The sequence below is a fragment of the Amycolatopsis sp. NPDC051102 genome (genome assembly GCF_040682815.1).
Classification (GTDB): Bacteria; Actinomycetota; Actinomycetes; order Mycobacteriales; family Pseudonocardiaceae; genus Amycolatopsis.
Map to the genome: position 1 here is coordinate 458342 of NZ_JBFBBT010000002.1, position 16049 is coordinate 474390.

Genomic DNA, 16049 nt, shown 5'->3' on the forward strand with positions numbered 1-16049 from the left:
GGGGGGCCCCCCGTTTCGGGGTGTTGGGGCGCCCGCCCCCTGGCCTAACTGGGGCGTGTGGGCCATGGGGTTTAAAACCCCGCCTTGCCACTCACGACCAGCCGCGGCAAGCCCGTCAGCAGGTCTGCAGCGCGTGGATCTTGCGGTTCGCCAGGACCTGGCGGCCGCCGAGGGCGGCCAGTTCCAGGACCACGGACACGCTGTCGACCACGGCGCCCGCGTCTTCCAGGAGCTTGCCCGTGGCCGCCACCGTGCCGCCCGTGGCCAGGACGTCGTCGAGGATCGCGATGCGCTGGCCCGGCTTCACCACGTCGGCCGGGAGCTCCACCGTCGCCGTGCCGTACTCCAGTGCGTAGTCGACGCGGCCCGCCACCCGCGGCAGCTTGCCCGGCTTGCGGATCAGCACCACGCCGAGGCCGCGGGCGTACCCCACGGCCGCGGCGAGGACGAACCCGCGGGCCTCCACGCCGGCGAGCGCCTCGACTCCCGCGTCGACGGTGCCCGCCAGCGCGTCGGTCACCGCCTTGAACGCACCCGCGTCCGCGAACAGCGGGCTCAGGTCGCGGAACAGCACACCGGGCTCGGGGAAGTCCGGCACTTCGGCGATCAGGCCGAGGGCGTCGTCGAGGTCCATGTCAGCGCTTCCGCTTCCCGGCCGGGCGCTGCTTCTGGATCCGGGCGGGGACGCTGGCCGCGGCCGCGTACGCCTTCTCCTTGCGCAGTTCCTTCGCCAATGCGTCGTCGTCCGAGGCGTCGAAGTCCTCTTCGCCCGCGGCCTTGCGTTCCTGCGTGACGCGGCGCTGGCGGACGCGCTCCGCCTGCTGCGCGTACTTCGGGTCGCGCATCTTCAGATCGACCAGCAGCGGCGTCGCCAGTGCCACCGACGACAGGACGCCGACGAGGGTACCGGTGAGCTGCACCAGCGCCAGGTCCTGCAGCGTGCCCGAGCCGAGCAGCACGTACCCGACGATGAGCAGGCCGAGGATCGGCAGCAGCGCGATGAACGCCGTGTTGAACGACCGCATCAGGGTCTGGTTCAGCGCGAGGTTCGCGGCCTCGCCGTACGTGCGGCGGGTCAGCCCGAGCAGGCCGCGCGTGTTCTCGCGGACCTTGTCGAACACCACCACCGTGTCGTACAGCGAGAAGCCGAGGATGGTCAGCAGGCCGATCACGGTCGCCGGGGTGACCTCGAAGCCGATCAGCGAGTACACACCCGCGGTGACCAGGATGTCGTGCAGCAGCGAGACCAGTGCCGCCGTGGCCATCCGCAGGTCGAAGTAGATCGCCAGGAAGATGACCACCGCGACGAGGAACACCGCCAGCGCGATCAGCGCCTTCTGCGAGATCTCCCCGCCCCACGACGCGCTCACCGCGCTGTCGCTGATCGCCTGGACGCTGGGCTGGCCGTTGGTGCCCTTCGGGCCCAGGTCCTCGAACAGGCCCTGCTTCAGCTTGGCGACGTCGGCCGCGTTCAGCGTGTCGGTGCGGATCTGGATGGTCGCCGCGTTGCCGGTGCCGACCTTCTGCGCCTCCGCCGCCGGGTGACCGAGGGCCTTCTGGAACGACTCCTTCGCCTGCTCCTCGGTGATCACGCCGTGGATGCCGGCGGCGGGCATCTGGATCTGCGTGCCGCCCTCGAACTCGATGCCGAGGTTGAAGCCGCGGAAGATCATCGAGGCCAGGCACACCAGCACCAGCGCCGAGAAGAAGATGTACCAGCGCTTGCGTTTGCCGACGACGTCGAACGCGCCGGTGCCCACGTACAGCCGGTGGAAGACGCTTTCCTTCTTGCCGGGCTTGGCCGCCGCCTTGGCGTTGCCTTCCGCGTCCGTGCCCAGTTCTTCGACCCCCACGTCAGGCCTCCTTCACGTTCGCGCGGCCGACCGAAGCCGCCTTCTTCCGCTGCGAACCCAGTTGCTGCACGGCGCCGAGGCCCAGGTGCCTCGGATTGGACAGGAACGCGTTCTTGGACGTGGACACCATGGCCACCAGCGGGTGCGTCACCAGGTACACGACCACGAGGTCGAGCACCGTGGACATGCCGAGGGTGAACGCGAAGCCCTGGACGTCGCCGACCGCGATGACGTACAGGATCGCCGCGGCCAGGAAGCTCACCGCGTCCGACGCCAGGATGGTGCGCCGGGCGCGGACCCAGCCGCGCGGCACCGCGGACCGGAACGTCCGGCCCTCCCGGATTTCGTCCTTGAGCCGTTCGAAGTAGATGACGAACGAGTCCGCCGTGATACCGATGGCGATGATCAGGCCGGCGATGCCCGCGAGGTCCAGCGTGTAGCCGATCCAGCGGCCGAGCAGCACCAGCACCGCGAAGATCAGCGCGCCGGACAGCGCCAGCGACAGGATGGTGAGCACGCCGAGCAGCCGGTAGTAGAACAGGCAGTAGACGAACACGACCAGCAGGCCGATGCCGCCGGCGATCAGGCCGGCCTGCAGCGAGGCCAGGCCGAGGGTCGCCGACACCGTGGTCGCGTCCGAAGAAGCGAACGACAGCGGCAGCGAACCGTACTTCAGGATGTCCGAGAGGTCCTTCGCCTCGGACTGGGTGAACTTGCCGGTGATCTGGGTGTTGCCGTCGAGGATGGCCACCTGGATGTTCGGCGCGGACACGACCTGCGTGTCGAGCACGAACGCCGCCTGCTGGCCGGTGTTCTTCGAGGTGAAGTCGGCCCAGGTCTTGGTGCCCGCGCTCTTGAAGCTGAGGTTGACCACCCACTGGCCGCGCTGCTGGTCGTAGCCCGAGGTCGAGTCGGCGATCTCGGTGCCCGGCAGGAACTCCGGCTCCAGCAGGTACTTGTACGTGTCGTGGTCACCGCAGGCGACCAGCGGCAGCCGCGGGTCGTCGTTGCCCTCGAGCGGGTCCTTGGCGTTCGGCGCGCAGGTCAGCGACGCCATCGCCTTCGCGACGAGCTCCTGGTTCGGCTGGCCGTCGGCGCCGATCAGCTGCGGGTTCTGCCGGACCGCCTTGGCGGCCTGGATCTGCTGCGCGGTCTGCGCGTCGACCGAACCGTCCGCGGGCGCGGGCGCCGGGGTGGACGCGGGCGGCGGCGGGGTGCTGCTGCTCGGCGCGGCCGGCGTGCTGCTCTGCTGCTGCGCGGGTGCGGCGCCCGGAGCGCCACCGCCACCGGACTTGGTGGTGGTCGGAGCACCGGAGGTGGCCGCCGGAGCGCCCGACGACGACGGCGGCGTCGAAGTCTTCGGCGCACCTGAGGTCGGGGTGCCGGTGGCGGGCGGCGGGGTGGTCGTCTGCGGCGGCACCACCGGCTGGGTGGCGTTCGCGACGACCTTCCGGAAGCCCAGCTTCGCGGTCTTGCCCAGGTTCTTCGCCTGGTCGCCCTGCTCGCCGGGGACCGTGATGACGACGTTGTTGCCGTCGAGGAGGACCTCGGTGCCGCTGACGCCGATCCCGTTGACGCGCCGTTCGATGATCTGGCGCGCCTGGTTCAGGGACTCCCGGGTCGGCTGGCCGCCGTCGGGGGTGCGGGCGGTGAGCGTGACCCGGGTGCCGCCCTGCAGGTCGATGCCCAGCTTCGGGGTCGGCTTGTGGTTGCCGGTGAGGAACACCAGCGCGTACAGCACGATCACGATCAGGGCGAACAGGGCGAGATAGCGTCCCGGGCGGAGATGCCCGGCTGAAGCTGCCACAGTGCTTCGGTCTCCTCGGACGGGGTGGACCCCAACGTTGCGGTGCCCGCCCGGAGGGTTACCGGGAGGGACTGTGTGCGATTCACTCCCGGGCACGGGTATGACGGCGGACACGCACGCAGCACCGAGACACTACTCGGTGCTGCGTGAGCCCGGCGTGCGAGGCCGTACCGACTTTCGTCGGGATTCCCCGCCCGGCCCAGGAGTGCCGCGGAAGTTACTTCTTGCCGTGCTCCAGCGGCGGCGCCACCTGCGCGGTGGTCTGCGGCTCTTCGGCCTTGACGCCGGCGCCCGGCTCGATGATCGACGGCTCCTCGACGACGGTCTCCTCGACCTCGTCGGCGGAGTCCTCGTCGGTCTCGACGACCGGCTCGACCTTCTCGCGGACCGCCAGCCGCAGCCAGGTGGTGACGACGCCCGGCGCGATCTCGATGTCGATGGTGTTGTCGCCCGAAGCGTCGGCGACGGTGCCGTAGAGACCGGACGTGGTCATCACGCGGTCACCGGGCGCCAGGCTGCTCTGCAGGTCCTGCTGCGCGGCCTGCTGCTTCTTCTGCTTCCGCGTGCTCATCACCAGCGGCACGGCGAGGACGAGCACGAGCAGCAGGGGCAGCAATAGCTGTTGCATGATTCTCCGTTCGACGGACACCGGGCCCAGCCGAAATGTCCGGTTTTTGGGTATGTGCTCCGGTCAAGTGTGCCAGGTACCAGCGCGGACGCCAGCACCCACCCGCCGGTGCGGGCCGCTCAGTCCGACTCGAACAGCGACGGCCCGCCCTGGTCCGGGCGCCCCGGGAGGTCCGCGGGCGGCACCATGCCGAGGTGTTCCCACGCGGTCGCGGTCGCGACGCGGCCACGCGGGGTGCGGGCGAGCATACCGGCGCGCACCAGGTAGGGCTCGCACACCTCTTCCACGGTGGTCGCCTCCTCCCCCACGGCCACCGCCAGCGTCGAGATGCCGACCGGCCCGCCGCCGAACGACCTGGTCAGCGCGGTGAGCACGGCCCGGTCGAGGCGGTCGAGGCCCAGCTCGTCGACGTCGTAGACGGCCAGCGCGGCGCGGGCGACCTCACGGGTCACCTTGCCGTCGGCGCGCACCTCGGCGTAGTCGCGGACGCGCCGCAGCAGCCGGTTCGCGATCCGGGGCGTGCCCCGCGAGCGGCCGGCGATCTCCGCGCAGCCGTCGCGGTCGATCGGGATCTCGAGGATCGCCGCGGCCCGGCGGACGACCAGTTCGAGCTCGGTGTCGGTGTAGAACTCCATCTGGCCGGTGAAGCCGAACCGGTCGCGCAGCGGGCCGGTCAGCGAGCCGGACCGGGTGGTCGCCCCGACCAGCGTGAACGGCGCGATTTCGAGCGGGATGCTGGTGGCGCCCGGGCCCTTGCCGACCACGACGTCGACCCGGAAGTCCTCCATCGCGAGGTAGAGCATCTCTTCGGCGGGCCGGGCGATCCGGTGGATCTCGTCGATGAACAGGACGTCGCCGGGCGCCAGGTTGGACAGCATCGCGGCGAGGTCGCCGGCGCGTTCGAGCGCGGGACCGGACGTGATCCGGATGGCGGCGCCGAGCTCGGCGGCGACGATCATCGCCATCGACGTCTTGCCCAGCCCGGGCGGGCCGGACAGCAGGACGTGGTCGGGCGGCACGCCGCGGCGACGTGCGCTTTCCAGCACCAGCTCCAGCTGCTCGCGCACGCGCGGCTGGCCGACGAACTCGTCGAGCTTGCGCGGCCGCAGGCTGCCTTCGACGTCGCGGTCGCCGGTCTGGGCCCACGCCGAGAGGGCGTCGTCCTCTTCCACGGCTTCATACTCCACGGCCGTGTCCTACCGCTTCCGGCCGAGGGTGGCCAGCGCGGCGCGCAGCACACTCGCCGTCGTGTGCCCGTCGCCGTCGGCGAGGACCTTGTCCACGGCCTGCTCGGCCTGCTTGGCCGGGAACCCGAGCCCGGCCAGCGCTTCGACGACCTCCGCGCGCAGCGCGCCGGGAGCGGAGACCGCGGGTGCGTCGCCGGTGCCGCCGAGCGCGGTGACCTTGTCGCGCAGTTCGAGCGTGAGCCGCTCGGCGCCCTTGCGGCCGATGCCGGGCACCGAGGTGAGCACGGTGATGTTGCCTTCCACCAGGGCGCCCCGCAGCTTGTCGGGGTCCAGCACGGCGAGGGTGGCCAGCGCCAGCCGCGGCCCGATCCCGGACACCGTCTGCAGCAGCCCGAACAGCTCGCGCGCGTCGGCGTCGGCGAAGCCGAACAGCGTCAGCGAGTCCTCGCGCACGACCAGCGCGGTGTGCAGCCGGGCTTCTTCGCCGCGGCGCAGGGTCGCCAGCGTCGCCGGGGTGGCCTGCACGGCGAAGCCGACCCCGCCGACCTCGACCACCACGTGGTCGAGGCCGACCGACAGGACTTCTCCGCGTACCGACGAGATCATCGTGCTGCTCCAGGGTTCTTGGCTTGTTTCGCGGCCGCGGCGAGGCGGGCCTTGTGCGTGCGGGCCATCTCGGCCGCGCGGGCTTCGGCCTCGGCGAGCCGGGCCCGCATCGGCTCCCGCCAGAGGTGGCAGATGGCCAGCGCGAGGGCGTCGGCGGCGTCGGCCGGGTGCGGGGCGACCTCGAGGTTGAGCAGACGCATCACCATGGCGGTGACCTGCGCCTTGTCCGCCCGGCCCGACCCGCTGACGGCGGCCTTGACCTCGCTCGGGGTGTGGAACACGACGGGCAGGCCCCGGCGCGCCGCGGCGAGCGCGACCACGCCACCGGCCTGGGCGGTGCCCATCGCGGTCCGGACGTTGTGCTGGGCGAAGACGCGTTCGACCGCCACGGCCTGCGGCTTGTACTTGTCCATCCAGCGCTCGACCTCGTCGGAGATGCCGAGCAGGCGGTGGGCCAGATCGGCGTCCGCCGGCGTCCGCACGACGTCGACGGCGACGCAGCGGACGGCCCGGCCCTTGCCGCCGTCGACCACCCCCAGGCCGCACCTGGTCAGACCGGGGTCGACCCCGAGCACCCGCACCCGTTCTTCCTTCCCGCCGCGAACACCAGTTCGAGCTTGCAGGCTACTGGCCGCGTCTGCGGCAGGATGGGTGACATGCCGGAGCCGTCGGATTTCGTCACCCACCTGGGCCTTCAGCCGCTGCCCGTCGAAGGCGGGCGGTGGGCGCAGAGCTGGCGGTCGGAGACCGGCTCGGCCATCTACTACCTGCTCGTCGCGCCGGAGTTCTCCGCGCCGCACCGGCTCGATCGCGTCGAGGTGTACGCCCACCACGCCGGCGCGCCGGCGGCGATGCTGCTGCTGCACCCGGACGGCTCGGTCGAGCGGCCGGTGCTCGGGACCGACGTGGCCGCCGGGGAACGGCCCCAGGTCGTGGTGCCCGCCGGGACGTGGCAAGCCACCGTCACCCGCGGGGCGTGGAGCCTGCTGGGGACGGTCGTCGTGCCGCCGTACACGGACGGCTGCGTGGAGTTCGCGGCCGCCGCAGACCTGGCGCTGCGGTATCCGGAAGCAGCCGCCGACCTGCGGAAGTTCTAGGGACCGTCGACGCCGGGGGTCCAGCTTTCGGGGTCGCCGCTCGCGGTCAGCACCGGCTGCCACCGCGCGAAGCCCTCGGGCGCGTCCGGGTGCCAGGGGAACTTGCCCTCCGGCGTCGCGACGATCAGCTGCAGGGCCGGGAAGTCGCCGTCCGGGTAGATGAGGAACGCGGTGCCGAAGTACTCGGGGTAGTGCCCCTTGTTGACGCGCTCAAGGACCACCGGGACGCCGTCGAAGAAGTCGTCGTAGCGCCTGCCGACCTCGAAGATCTCGCCGTTGGCCGCGCGGTCGACGTAGGCGTCGAGCAGGACGGGACCCATCTGCTCGGGCAGCCCGACCACGACGGCCTCCGGCACGTTGTGCAGCGCCCAGGCGCAGGCCGTGAAGCAGTAGCCGGCGCCCTGGTCGTCACCGGCGACACTGATGACGGCGTTGCCGCGTTCCTTCGCCTGCCCCTCGATCCATTCGATGAGGCGCAGTTCTTCCGCCGACAGCTCGGCGGTGATGTCGGCGGCAGCGGCGGGGGTCGTCGAGGTCACGGCGCACATTCTGCCTGACGGGACCGCCCGAGCCCAGTGCCCGAGCCGGAAAGTTTCCGGCCCGGGCACGAAAGCGGGGCTGCGTAAGGGAAAACTCAGCCGACTTCGGCGAGCACCTCGTCGGAGATATCGAAGTTCGCGTAGACGTTCTGGACGTCGTCGCAGTCTTCGAGGGCGTCGATCAGCTTGAAGACCTTCTTCGCGCCGTCGGCGTCGAGCGGGACGCTCACCGACGGCAGGAACGTCAGGTCGGCGGACTCGTATTCGAAGCCCGCGTCCTGCAGGGCCTTGCGGACCGGCACCAGGTCGGTCGCCTCGGAGACGATTTCGAAGCTCTCGCCGAGGTCGTTGACCTCTTCGGCGCCCGCGTCGAGGACCGCCATCAGGACGTCGTCCTCGGCCGCCTCGCCCTTGGGCATCAGCACGACGCCCTTGCGGTTGAAGAGGTAGGCCACCGAGCCGGGGTCGGCGAGCGAGCCGCCGTTGCGGGTCAAAGCGGTGCGGACCTCCGACGCGGCGCGGTTGCGGTTGTCGGTGAGGCACTCGATCAGCACGGCGACACCGTTCGGGCCGTAACCCTCGTAGGTGATGGTCTGCCAGTCGGCGCCACCGGCCTCTTCGCCGGCGCCGCGCTTGCGGGCGCGCTCGATGTTGTCCTGCGGGACCGAGTTCTTCTTCGCCTTCTGGATGGCGTCGTAGAGCGTGGGGTTGCCATCCGGGTCGCCACCACCGGTGCCCGTGCGGGCGGCCACCTCGATGTTCTTGATCAACCGCGCGAAGAGCTTGCCGCGCTTCGCGTCGAGGTTGGCCTTCTTGTGTTTCGTGGTGGCCCACTTGGAGTGGCCGCTCATCTCTCCTCCATCTGTTCCGTACCCCGGCCGGGCACCGCGTCTCAGGCAGCCTTTCGCACGAGGTCGACGAACAGCCGGTGCACCCGCACGTCGGGCGTCAGTTCCGGGTGGAACGCGGTCGCCAGCACCGCCCCTTGCCGGACCGCGACGATCCTAGCGGTGTCGTCGTCCACGCCCGGCACGCCGCTGACCGTGGCCAGCACCTCGACGCCGTCACCGGCCTTCTCGACCCACGGCGCCCGGATGAACACGGCCCGGACCTGGCCGGCGACGCCGGCGAAGTCCAGGTCCGCCTCGAAGGAGTCGACCTGCCTGCCGAAGGCGTTCCGCCGCACGACGACGTCGAGCCCGCCGAGCTGCTGCTGGTCCGGCCGCCCGTCGAGGGTCTGCCGGGCCAGCAGGATCATCCCGGCGCACGAGCCGAATGCGGGCAGCCCCTCGGCGATCCGCGCCCGGAGGGGTTCCAGCAACTCGAAGCTCTCCAGCAGCCGCGACATGGTGGTCGACTCGCCACCGGGCAGCACCAGACCGTCCACTTCGGACAGCTCGGTGGCGCGCCGCACGGGCACGCCCCGCGCCCCGGCTTCGGCCAGCATCGCGACGTGCTCGCGCACGGCACCCTGCATGGCGAGCACACCGATCACCGGCTCCGACGACACCCGACCTCCCGAAAGACCTTCCCACCAGCCTAGACGCCCCGGCTCAGTGCCTTACCGGCAGGTCAGCCCCCTCCCGAAGCGGCATCACCCGTGACGGGAGAGGCATCACCCGTGATCAGAGGGGCATCACGCGTGATTGCAGGGTCATCACTCGTGACTGGAGGGGCATCGCCCGTGATGGCCCCTCAATCACGCGTGATGCCCTCTCAATCACGCGTGATGTCTCCCCAATCACGGGTGATGCACCTTTCTGCACGTCAGCCGCGTCGCGTCAGGGGACTCCGGCCAGCCTCAGCAGGGCTGTCGTCGCCGCGGCGGCCACGACCACCAGCGCGAACGGTGCCTTCCGCCACGCCAAGACCCCCGCGACCAGGACCCCGGCCGGGCGGGCGAAGCCCGCGAAGCCGTGGCCCTCCGTCAGTGCGCTCACCGCGACCAGCGCCGCGAGCAGCACCACCGCCGCCAGTGCCATCAGGCGTTCCGCCTTCGGCGACAGCTTCACCCGGCTGCGCAGCACCGGCCCGGCGAACCGGAACGCGAACGTGCCCAGGGCCAGCACCACCGTGCCGATCAGCAGCTCCCCCGCGTCCATCAGCCGGCCTCCTGCAGCTCGGGTTCCTTCGCCGCGACGCCGGCCACCACGCCGGCCAGCGCGAGCAGCACCGGCAGCCCGGCCGGCAGGAACGGCGTCGCCACCAGGGCGACGAGCACCCCGATCAGCACCGGCAGCCGCGCCGCCTTGTCGCGCAGGGCCGGCAGCACCAGGGCCAGCAGGACCGCCGGGAAGGCCGCGTCGAGGCCGAAGACGTCGGTGTCGCCGATCGCCGTCCCGGCGAACGCACCGGCCACCACGCCCAGGTTCCAGCAGGCGAACAGGCTGATCCCGCACGCCCAGAACGCCGCGCGGCGGCGGTGGGCCTCGCGCTGGGCCAGCGCGAACGCGACCGATTCGTCGATCATCAGGTGGGTGCCCGCCAGCCGCGCCGTCCAGCGCTTGCCCAGAACGTCGCCGATCGCGAAGCCGAACGGCAAGTGCCGGGCGTTGGCCAGCAGGCCGGCCAGCACGGCGGCGAACGGGTTGCCGCCCGCCGCCACGATCCCGATGAACATGAACTGCGACGCACCGGCGAAGACCAGCAGCGACATCAGCACCGGCAGCCACAGCGGGAAGCCCGAGCTCACCGCGATGGCCCCGTAGGACGCCCCCACGAGACAATCGGCGAGACAGACCAGGCCGACGTCACGGGCGAGGCCCCGATCGAGTGTTCGCCATATCGAACGCATGTGTTCTATAGTGAACAGCGGACCGGGTGTTCGTCAAGACGAACGGACAGACCGATGGAGCGAACAGACATGCCCCAGGAAGCCACCGGCGCGCCACTGGAGATCATCGCGGCGTCCCTGCGCCGCGAGCGCACCCGCGCCGGGCTGTCCCTGACCGAGGTCGCGCGCCGCGCCGGCCTGGCCAAGTCGACACTGTCCCAGCTCGAATCGGGCACCGGGAACCCGAGCGTCGAGACGCTGTGGGCGCTCGGCGTCGCCCTCGACGTGCCGTTTTCGCGGCTGGTCGAGCCGGAACGGCCGAAGGTCCGCGTCATCCGCGCGGGGAAGGGCCCGACGGTGTTCGCCGAACACGCCGACTACGCGTGCACGCTGCTGTCGGCCTGTCCCCCGTCCGCGCGGCGGGACATGTACCTCATCCGCGCCGAGCCGGGCACGCCCCGGCTGAGCGACCCGCACATGACCGGTGTGGTCGAGCACATCGTGCTGTGCGCGGGCCGTGCCCGGGTCGGCGTGCGGGAGGAGCCGGAAGAACTGCTTCCGGGCGACTACATCTCCTACCCCGGCGACGTCCCGCACATCTTCGAGGCCCTCGAGCCGGGCACCTACGGCGTCGAGATCTCCGAGTACGTCTGACGCCGGACCGCCCGCCGGTAGGCACCCGGCGTGGTGCCGACCCGGTCGCGGAAGCGGCGGCGCAGGTTGACCGCCGAGGCGAGGCCGACGCGGACGGCGACCGCCTCCACCGGCAGGTCCGTCTCCGCCAGCAGGGTGCGCGCCGCCGCCACGCGCCGGGACAGCAGCCATTCGCCGGGGCTGGTGCCCAGGCGCTCGGCGAAGCGCCGGGCCAGCGTGCGCGGGGAGACGTTCAGCCGCGCGGCGAGGTCCGCCACCGACAACGGCGTCCCGAGGCGGGCGCCGGCCCACTCGAGGAGATCCGCGAGCTCGTCCGGGGGCGGCTCGTCGCCGCTCTCGCGGTGCGGCGGCAGGACCATGTGCTGTGCGAGCCGCGCGGCGTACGCGGCGCCGTGGTCACGCCGGACGAGGTGCAGGCACAGGTCGACCCCGGCGCCCGCGCCGGCGCTCGTGGCGACGTCACCGTGGTCGATGTAGAGCGCATCAGGCTCGACCCGGACCTGGGGGAACTCGCGCCGCAGCTGCTCGGCGCGCGCCCGGTGGGTGGTCGCCGAGCGGCCGTCGAGCAGTCCGGTGCGGGCCAGCGCGAAGACGCCCGAGCAGATCGTCACCAGCCGCGCGCCGCGGGCGTGGGCCTGCAGCAGCGCCCGTCGCACGCGGGGCGGCAGCGGCGCCTCCACGGGCGCCCAGCCCGGGATCAGCACGGTGTCCGCGGCCGACAGCGCGGCCAGGCCGAGCGGCACGGTCATCGTGTACCCGGCCGTCGTCGGCACCGGTCCGGGCACCTCCGCGCAGACGTCGAACGCGTAGTGCTGCGGCAGGCCGGCCCGTGCGGTGCCGAAGACCTCGGCGGCGATGCCGAGCTCGAACGTCGACTGCACCGGCCGCACCAGGGCCACCACGCGATGCATGGCAGGAAAGTACCCCACGGTGGCGTTCCCGGCGCTGGTCCGCCCCGGGGACGCCCGGCACGGTGGAGACATGCACCCGGAAATCCTCGCCCAAGCGGGCTACACGTCCGTGTCCGTCGCCGACGCCGAAGCCCGGGAGGTCTTCCCCGGCATCCGGCTGCGTCCACTGTGGACGGGCGCGAACGGCGCCCACGCGAACGTCCTGGAGATGGACCCCGGCACGTCGTGGCCGCGCCGGGACGTCCACGAACCGGGCCCGGAGGAGGTCTACGTGGTCGACGGCACCTTCGAAGACGGCGCCCGCAGCTATCCGGCCGGGACGTTCCTGCACGCCCCGGCCGGCTCCTGGCACGTGCCCGCCACCACCACCGGCTGCACGCTGTTCGTCTTCTACCCCGAGGGTTAGCCCGTCACCAGCCGCGCTCGGCGAGGCGGTGCGGCTCCGGGAGCTCCTCGACGTTGATGCCGACCATCGCTTCGCCCAGGCCGCGCGAGACCTTGGCCAGGACGTCCGGGTCGTCGTAGAACGTCGTCGCCTTGACGATCGCCTCGGCGCGCTGGGCCGGGTTGCCGGACTTGAAGATGCCCGAGCCGACGAACACGCCCTCGGCGCCGAGCTGCATCATCATCGCCGCGTCGGCCGGGGTCGCGATGCCGCCCGCGGTGAACAGGACCACCGGCAGCTTGCCCGCCTCGGCCACCTCGCGAACCAGCTCGTACGGCGCCTGCAGCTCCTTCGCCGCGACGAACAGCTCGTCCTCCGGCAGGTTCTGCAGCCGGCGGATCTCCTGGCGGATCTTGCGCATGTGCGTGGTCGCGTTGGAGACGTCGCCGGTGCCCGCCTCACCCTTCGAACGGATCATCGCCGCGCCCTCGGTGATCCGGCGCAGCGCCTCGCCGAGGTTGGTCGCGCCGCAGACGAAGGGCACGGTGAACGCCCACTTGTCGATGTGGTTGGCGTAGTCGGCCGGGGTGAGGACCTCGGACTCGTCGACGTAGTCCACGCCGAGGGACTGCAGGACCTGCGCCTCGACGAAGTGGCCGATGCGGGCCTTCGCCATCACCGGGATCGAGACGGCCTCGATGATGCCGTCGATCAGGTCGGGGTCGCTCATCCGCGCGACGCCGCCCTGGGCGCGGATGTCGGCGGGCACGCGTTCGAGGGCCATCACCGCGACCGCGCCGGCGTCTTCGGCGATCTTGGCCTGCTCGGCGGTGACCACGTCCATGATCACGCCGCCCTTGAGCATCTCGGCCATGCCGCGCTTCACCTTGGCGGTGCCGGTGACGGACTGGACGGTGCCGCTGGAGGACGGGGGCTGCTGCTCGGACACGACGAGGCCTTTCGACACGAAAACCGGGGGTTACGGTTCGAGGGTAGGTCGGCGGTGGACCCTTCAGGCAGGCCAGTACGCGGGTATCTCAGCAGTCCACTTCGCCGCTGCCCGCCACCAGGGCTTCCGCCAGCGCCGTGCGCGCGTAGAGCACGTGACGTCCGGCACGGTGCCCGCTGACCAGGCCCGCAGCCTTGAGGATGCCGAGGTGCTGCGACACCGCTCCGGCGGTCAGCCGCGTCCGGCGGGCCAGTTCGGCGGTCGACGCCGGCGCGGCCAGTTCGGTCAGCAGCATCGCGCGGCCGCGGCCGACCACGGCGGCCAGCGCGTCCGGCGCGGTGGCGGTGCCGGTCTCCCACAGCGTCGCGATCCCGCGCGGCGGGTAGCGCAGCACCGGCTGCCAGCGCGCGTCGGTCTTGGAGAACACCCGCGGCCAGACGAACGCCGAGGGCACCAGGACCAGGCCGCGCCCGTCGAGCGGCACGGCGGCGTGCAGGTGCCGGTGCGCCACCGTGAGCGTGCCGCCCTCCCAGCGCACCAGCGGGGTGAGGTCGTTGAACAGCTCGGCGGCCCCGCCCTGGGCCAGCAGCCGGGACCGGTGCAGCACGTCGGCCTCGAGCAGCGCCCGGATCCGGGGCCAGTCGGGGGCCAGTACCAGGTCCCAGTACTGCTCCATCAGCGCGGCGAGCCGCTCGAGGCCGGCTTCCGGGTCGCGGTGGAAGCGGCTCAGCGCGGGCGAGCGCGGCCCGGCCATCGCGTCCAGCTCGCGCCGGACCAGGCGGGCGGGCACGTCACGCAGGTTCGCGAGCTCGTCGGCCAGCTCGGGCAGCGGCGTCGACGGCGTCCCGGCCAGGAAGCCCGGCAGGTGCCGCAGCGGGACGAGGTCGCGCAGCAGCCCGATGTCCAGGCCGGCGCCGTCGATGGCCGCGCCGGCGCGCTTGACCCACGGCAGGTGCAGCGCGTGCTCCCCCGGCTGGTTGAGGACCCGGACGCTCGCCACGATTTCCCAGGCCGGGGAGAACGCGAACCGGGTGTGCGCCAGGTCCTCGGTCGAGAATGCCAGGTCGAGCACGCGCGCTGCCTCTCTGCCGCCGTTGCGCGGAGTCTATGTTTCTCCGATGTGGACAGTCGAGCGGGGCGCCGAAAGTCCTTGGGGGAAGGCGAAAATTCCTCGCGGGTCATACTTTCGGGCGACCGCGCGCAACCGCGGCAGGTTGACCCCGTAGTACGCCTCGGCCCAGTCCGGCATCTCCGGGTCGAGGTAGTTGACGTACCCGGTCGTGCCGAATTCGGGCCCCAGCCCGTCGCGTGCCACGGCGACCGCCTGCCGGGCCTCGGCTTCGCCGCCACGTTCGGGTTCCGCCCCGCGCAGGAACTGGAAGCTGGCCAGGGCCCTCCGGTGCGGGAACGCCGTCTCGTGGACGCCGACACGGGCGATGGCGCCACCGCCCGCGTCGATGATCGTGTCGACGCCGGGCGCGGAAAGCAGGACCCCGACGACCGCGGCCGGGTCGGGGGCGCGCCGCAGGAGCATCCGCGACGTCCCGACGTAGGCGGCCCGGTCGATGGCCAGGCCAGGCCGGGACTCGCGGTCGTCGAACGACCGCATCGCGCTCAGGTGGTCCTGGACCTGCCGCCGCTGCTGGATCGGCGGCGTGCCGACCCGGCGGATCAGGTCGTCGAGCAGGGCGTCCAGCTGCGCCTTCGGGCCGAGGAACGTGCCGCCGAGGTTCGCGTGGTCGCCCCCGAGGTTCATCCCGGACCACAGCTCGTCCGGCATCGCGGGCTGCCAGTCCTGCCAGGCGGTGAACAACGCGGCCTGGGTGCCCGCCGGGAACTTGAGGTCGAAGGTGGCGACGTCGGTGAGCGGGACGGTCCGGAAGGTGAACCCGGTGACGATCCCGAAGTTCCCGCCGCCCCCGCCGCGCAGCGCCCAGAACAGGTCCGGCTCCGCCGCCTGCGACACCGTGCGCGCCCGGCCGTCGGCGGTGACGATCCGCGCCGCCTCCAGGTGGTCGCACGTCAGCCCGTACTTCCGGTCGAGGACGCCGACGCCGCCGCCCAGGGCGAGCCCGGCGATGCCGACGGTGTCGCAGCTGCCCGCCGGGAGCACCCGGCCCGCCGCCGCGAGCGTCGTGGCGATCGGGCCCAGCCGGGCGCCGGCCCCGATCACCGCGCGGCCGTCGCCGCACACATCGACACCCGAGAACCGGCTGAGGTCCACCACGATCCCGCCGTCCACTGTGGAGTAGCCGGGATAGCTGTGCCCGCCGCTGCGGGCGGCGATCGGCAGCCGGTGCCGGGCGGCGAAGGCGACCGCGGCCTGGACGTCCTCGACGCGGGCCGCGCCGACGACCGCCGCCGGCATCCGCTCGTCGTACATCGTGAAGTAGCCCTGCTTGGCCTCCGGGTAGCCCGGGTCGCCCGGCCGGAACAGCGGCCCGGCCAGCTGCCGGCGCAGCCGCGCCCAGTCGTCCGGCGGCGGCCACGCGCCCAGGCCCGCCACCGGCACCGCCCCGGAAATCCGCAGGAAAGTCCGCCTGTCCATGACACTCCCTCCCCCGCCCCCGGGGCATTCGGCTGGTCCCGGAAGCCCTGCCTTGCCGTGACCAGGGTAGCGGGTGTGTGATCGAGGACACATCCCGTACACCAGCCGTTCG

The 16049-nt window shown here is 72.2% G+C and carries 19 protein-coding genes; 3 read left to right on the forward strand and 16 right to left on the reverse strand.

The features are described from left to right. Positions 1–115: 115 nt before the first annotated feature. The 7 genes from AB0M93_RS08005 to ruvC form a co-directional block, all read right to left on the reverse strand. Positions 116–634, reverse strand: coding sequence for an adenine phosphoribosyltransferase (locus AB0M93_RS08005; protein WP_364269648.1), 519 nt, complete (start codon positions 632–634; stop codon positions 116–118). Between the two features lies 1 nt (position 635). Further along, positions 636–1853, reverse strand: a complete 1218-nt coding sequence (gene secF / locus AB0M93_RS08010) for a protein translocase subunit SecF (protein ID WP_364269650.1) — start codon at positions 1851–1853, stop codon at positions 636–638. A 1-nt stretch (position 1854) separates the two neighbouring features. Then, positions 1855–3660: a protein translocase subunit SecD gene (gene secD, locus AB0M93_RS08015; RefSeq protein ID WP_364269652.1), complete on the reverse strand. Its 1806-nt coding sequence runs from the start codon at positions 3658–3660 to the stop codon at positions 1855–1857. Positions 3661–3877: 217 nt separating this feature from the next. Further along, positions 3878–4288, reverse strand: coding sequence for a preprotein translocase subunit YajC (gene yajC / locus AB0M93_RS08020; protein ID WP_364269654.1), 411 nt, complete (start codon positions 4286–4288; stop codon positions 3878–3880). A 119-nt stretch (positions 4289–4407) separates the two neighbouring features. Continuing rightward, a complete protein-coding gene (gene ruvB, locus AB0M93_RS08025) occupies positions 4408–5475 on the reverse strand; it encodes a Holliday junction branch migration DNA helicase RuvB (protein ID WP_364269656.1) in 1068 nt (355 codons plus the stop codon). A gap of 9 nt (positions 5476–5484) precedes the next feature. Beyond that, positions 5485–6081 carry a Holliday junction branch migration protein RuvA gene (gene ruvA / locus AB0M93_RS08030; RefSeq protein WP_364269658.1) on the reverse strand — a complete coding sequence of 199 codons (597 nt, stop codon included), beginning with the start codon at positions 6079–6081 and terminating at the stop codon, positions 5485–5487. Continuing rightward, positions 6078–6662, reverse strand: a complete 585-nt coding sequence (ruvC, locus tag AB0M93_RS08035) for a crossover junction endodeoxyribonuclease RuvC (protein WP_364269660.1) — start codon at positions 6660–6662, stop codon at positions 6078–6080. The genes ruvA and ruvC overlap by 4 nt, the downstream gene beginning before the upstream one ends. 75 nt (positions 6663–6737) lie before the next feature. Between ruvC and AB0M93_RS08040 the strand changes: the two genes are divergently transcribed. After that, positions 6738–7178, forward strand: a complete 441-nt coding sequence (locus AB0M93_RS08040; RefSeq protein ID WP_364269662.1) for a cupin domain-containing protein — start codon at positions 6738–6740, stop codon at positions 7176–7178. Here AB0M93_RS08040 and AB0M93_RS08045 read toward each other — a convergent pair. From AB0M93_RS08045 to AB0M93_RS08065, 5 genes are all read right to left on the reverse strand, one after another. Continuing rightward, on the reverse strand, positions 7175–7726 hold the full coding sequence (locus AB0M93_RS08045) for a DUF4262 domain-containing protein (protein ID WP_364269664.1): 552 nt from the start codon (positions 7724–7726) through the stop codon (positions 7175–7177). The genes AB0M93_RS08040 and AB0M93_RS08045 overlap by 4 nt on opposite strands. A gap of 86 nt (positions 7727–7812) precedes the next feature. Next, positions 7813–8568 (reverse strand): YebC/PmpR family DNA-binding transcriptional regulator, encoded by a 756-nt coding sequence (locus tag AB0M93_RS08050; RefSeq protein WP_364269666.1) that lies wholly within the window; start codon positions 8566–8568, stop codon positions 7813–7815. A 41-nt stretch (positions 8569–8609) separates the two neighbouring features. Beyond that, positions 8610–9227 carry a pyridoxal 5'-phosphate synthase glutaminase subunit PdxT gene (pdxT, locus tag AB0M93_RS08055; RefSeq protein ID WP_364269668.1) on the reverse strand — a complete coding sequence of 206 codons (618 nt, stop codon included), beginning with the start codon at positions 9225–9227 and terminating at the stop codon, positions 8610–8612. A gap of 271 nt (positions 9228–9498) precedes the next feature. Continuing rightward, the gene (locus AB0M93_RS08060) at positions 9499–9819 is read right to left on the reverse strand and encodes an AzlD domain-containing protein (protein WP_364269670.1); all 321 of its coding nucleotides are present in this window, start codon (positions 9817–9819) and stop codon (positions 9499–9501) included. Further along, positions 9819–10511 (reverse strand): AzlC family ABC transporter permease, encoded by a 693-nt coding sequence (locus AB0M93_RS08065; RefSeq protein WP_364269672.1) that lies wholly within the window; start codon positions 10509–10511, stop codon positions 9819–9821. The genes AB0M93_RS08060 and AB0M93_RS08065 overlap by 1 nt, the downstream gene beginning before the upstream one ends. 69 nt (positions 10512–10580) lie before the next feature. Here AB0M93_RS08065 and AB0M93_RS08070 point away from each other — a divergent pair, with 69 nt between their 5' ends. Then, positions 10581–11144, forward strand: coding sequence for an XRE family transcriptional regulator (locus tag AB0M93_RS08070; protein WP_364269674.1), 564 nt, complete (start codon positions 10581–10583; stop codon positions 11142–11144). On the opposite strand, the gene AB0M93_RS08075 is transcribed toward AB0M93_RS08070, so the two are convergent. Beyond that, a complete protein-coding gene (locus AB0M93_RS08075) occupies positions 11114–12055 on the reverse strand; it encodes a helix-turn-helix domain-containing protein (RefSeq protein ID WP_364269676.1) in 942 nt (313 codons plus the stop codon). The two genes, AB0M93_RS08070 and AB0M93_RS08075, sit on opposite strands and share 31 nt — an antisense overlap. 70 nt (positions 12056–12125) lie before the next feature. Between AB0M93_RS08075 and AB0M93_RS08080 the strand changes: the two genes are divergently transcribed. Next, positions 12126–12461: a cupin domain-containing protein gene (locus AB0M93_RS08080; RefSeq protein WP_364270684.1), complete on the forward strand. Its 336-nt coding sequence runs from the start codon at positions 12126–12128 to the stop codon at positions 12459–12461. A gap of 4 nt (positions 12462–12465) precedes the next feature. Here the strand turns inward: AB0M93_RS08080 and pdxS are convergent, their stop codons facing one another. The 3 genes from pdxS to AB0M93_RS08095 form a co-directional block, all read right to left on the reverse strand. Beyond that, positions 12466–13389, reverse strand: coding sequence for a pyridoxal 5'-phosphate synthase lyase subunit PdxS (pdxS, locus tag AB0M93_RS08085; RefSeq protein WP_364270687.1), 924 nt, complete (start codon positions 13387–13389; stop codon positions 12466–12468). 88 nt (positions 13390–13477) lie between these two features. Then, positions 13478–14461 (reverse strand): DUF5937 family protein, encoded by a 984-nt coding sequence (locus AB0M93_RS08090; protein ID WP_364269678.1) that lies wholly within the window; start codon positions 14459–14461, stop codon positions 13478–13480. A gap of 33 nt (positions 14462–14494) precedes the next feature. Continuing rightward, complete coding sequence (locus tag AB0M93_RS08095) at positions 14495–15937, reverse strand: FAD-binding oxidoreductase (RefSeq protein WP_364269680.1); 1443 nt, start codon at positions 15935–15937, stop codon at positions 14495–14497. Between the last annotated feature and the right edge of the window lie 112 nt (positions 15938–16049).

What these genes read in the sequence shown, in the direction of transcription:
- AB0M93_RS08005 (WP_364269648.1), bottom strand. Translation starts at nt 634, where the DNA reads ATGGACCTCGACGACGCCCTCGGCCTGATCGCCGAAGTGCCGGACTTC.
- yajC (WP_364269654.1), bottom strand. Translation starts at nt 4,288, where the DNA reads ATGCAACAGCTATTGCTGCCCCTGCTGCTCGTGCTCGTCCTCGCCGTG.
- ruvA (WP_364269658.1), bottom strand. Translation starts at nt 6,081, where the DNA reads ATGATCTCGTCGGTACGCGGAGAAGTCCTGTCGGTCGGCCTCGACCAC.
- AB0M93_RS08040 (WP_364269662.1), top strand. Translation starts at nt 6,738, where the DNA reads ATGCCGGAGCCGTCGGATTTCGTCACCCACCTGGGCCTTCAGCCGCTG.
- AB0M93_RS08045 (WP_364269664.1), bottom strand. Translation starts at nt 7,726, where the DNA reads ATGTGCGCCGTGACCTCGACGACCCCCGCCGCTGCCGCCGACATCACC.
- AB0M93_RS08050 (WP_364269666.1), bottom strand. Translation starts at nt 8,568, where the DNA reads ATGAGCGGCCACTCCAAGTGGGCCACCACGAAACACAAGAAGGCCAAC.
- AB0M93_RS08060 (WP_364269670.1), bottom strand. Translation starts at nt 9,819, where the DNA reads ATGGACGCGGGGGAGCTGCTGATCGGCACGGTGGTGCTGGCCCTGGGC.
- AB0M93_RS08065 (WP_364269672.1), bottom strand. Translation starts at nt 10,511, where the DNA reads ATGCGTTCGATATGGCGAACACTCGATCGGGGCCTCGCCCGTGACGTC.
- AB0M93_RS08070 (WP_364269674.1), top strand. Translation starts at nt 10,581, where the DNA reads ATGCCCCAGGAAGCCACCGGCGCGCCACTGGAGATCATCGCGGCGTCC.
- AB0M93_RS08075 (WP_364269676.1), bottom strand. Translation starts at nt 12,055, where the DNA reads ATGCATCGCGTGGTGGCCCTGGTGCGGCCGGTGCAGTCGACGTTCGAG.
- AB0M93_RS08080 (WP_364270684.1), top strand. Translation starts at nt 12,126, where the DNA reads ATGCACCCGGAAATCCTCGCCCAAGCGGGCTACACGTCCGTGTCCGTC.
- AB0M93_RS08095 (WP_364269680.1), bottom strand. Translation starts at nt 15,937, where the DNA reads ATGGACAGGCGGACTTTCCTGCGGATTTCCGGGGCGGTGCCGGTGGCG.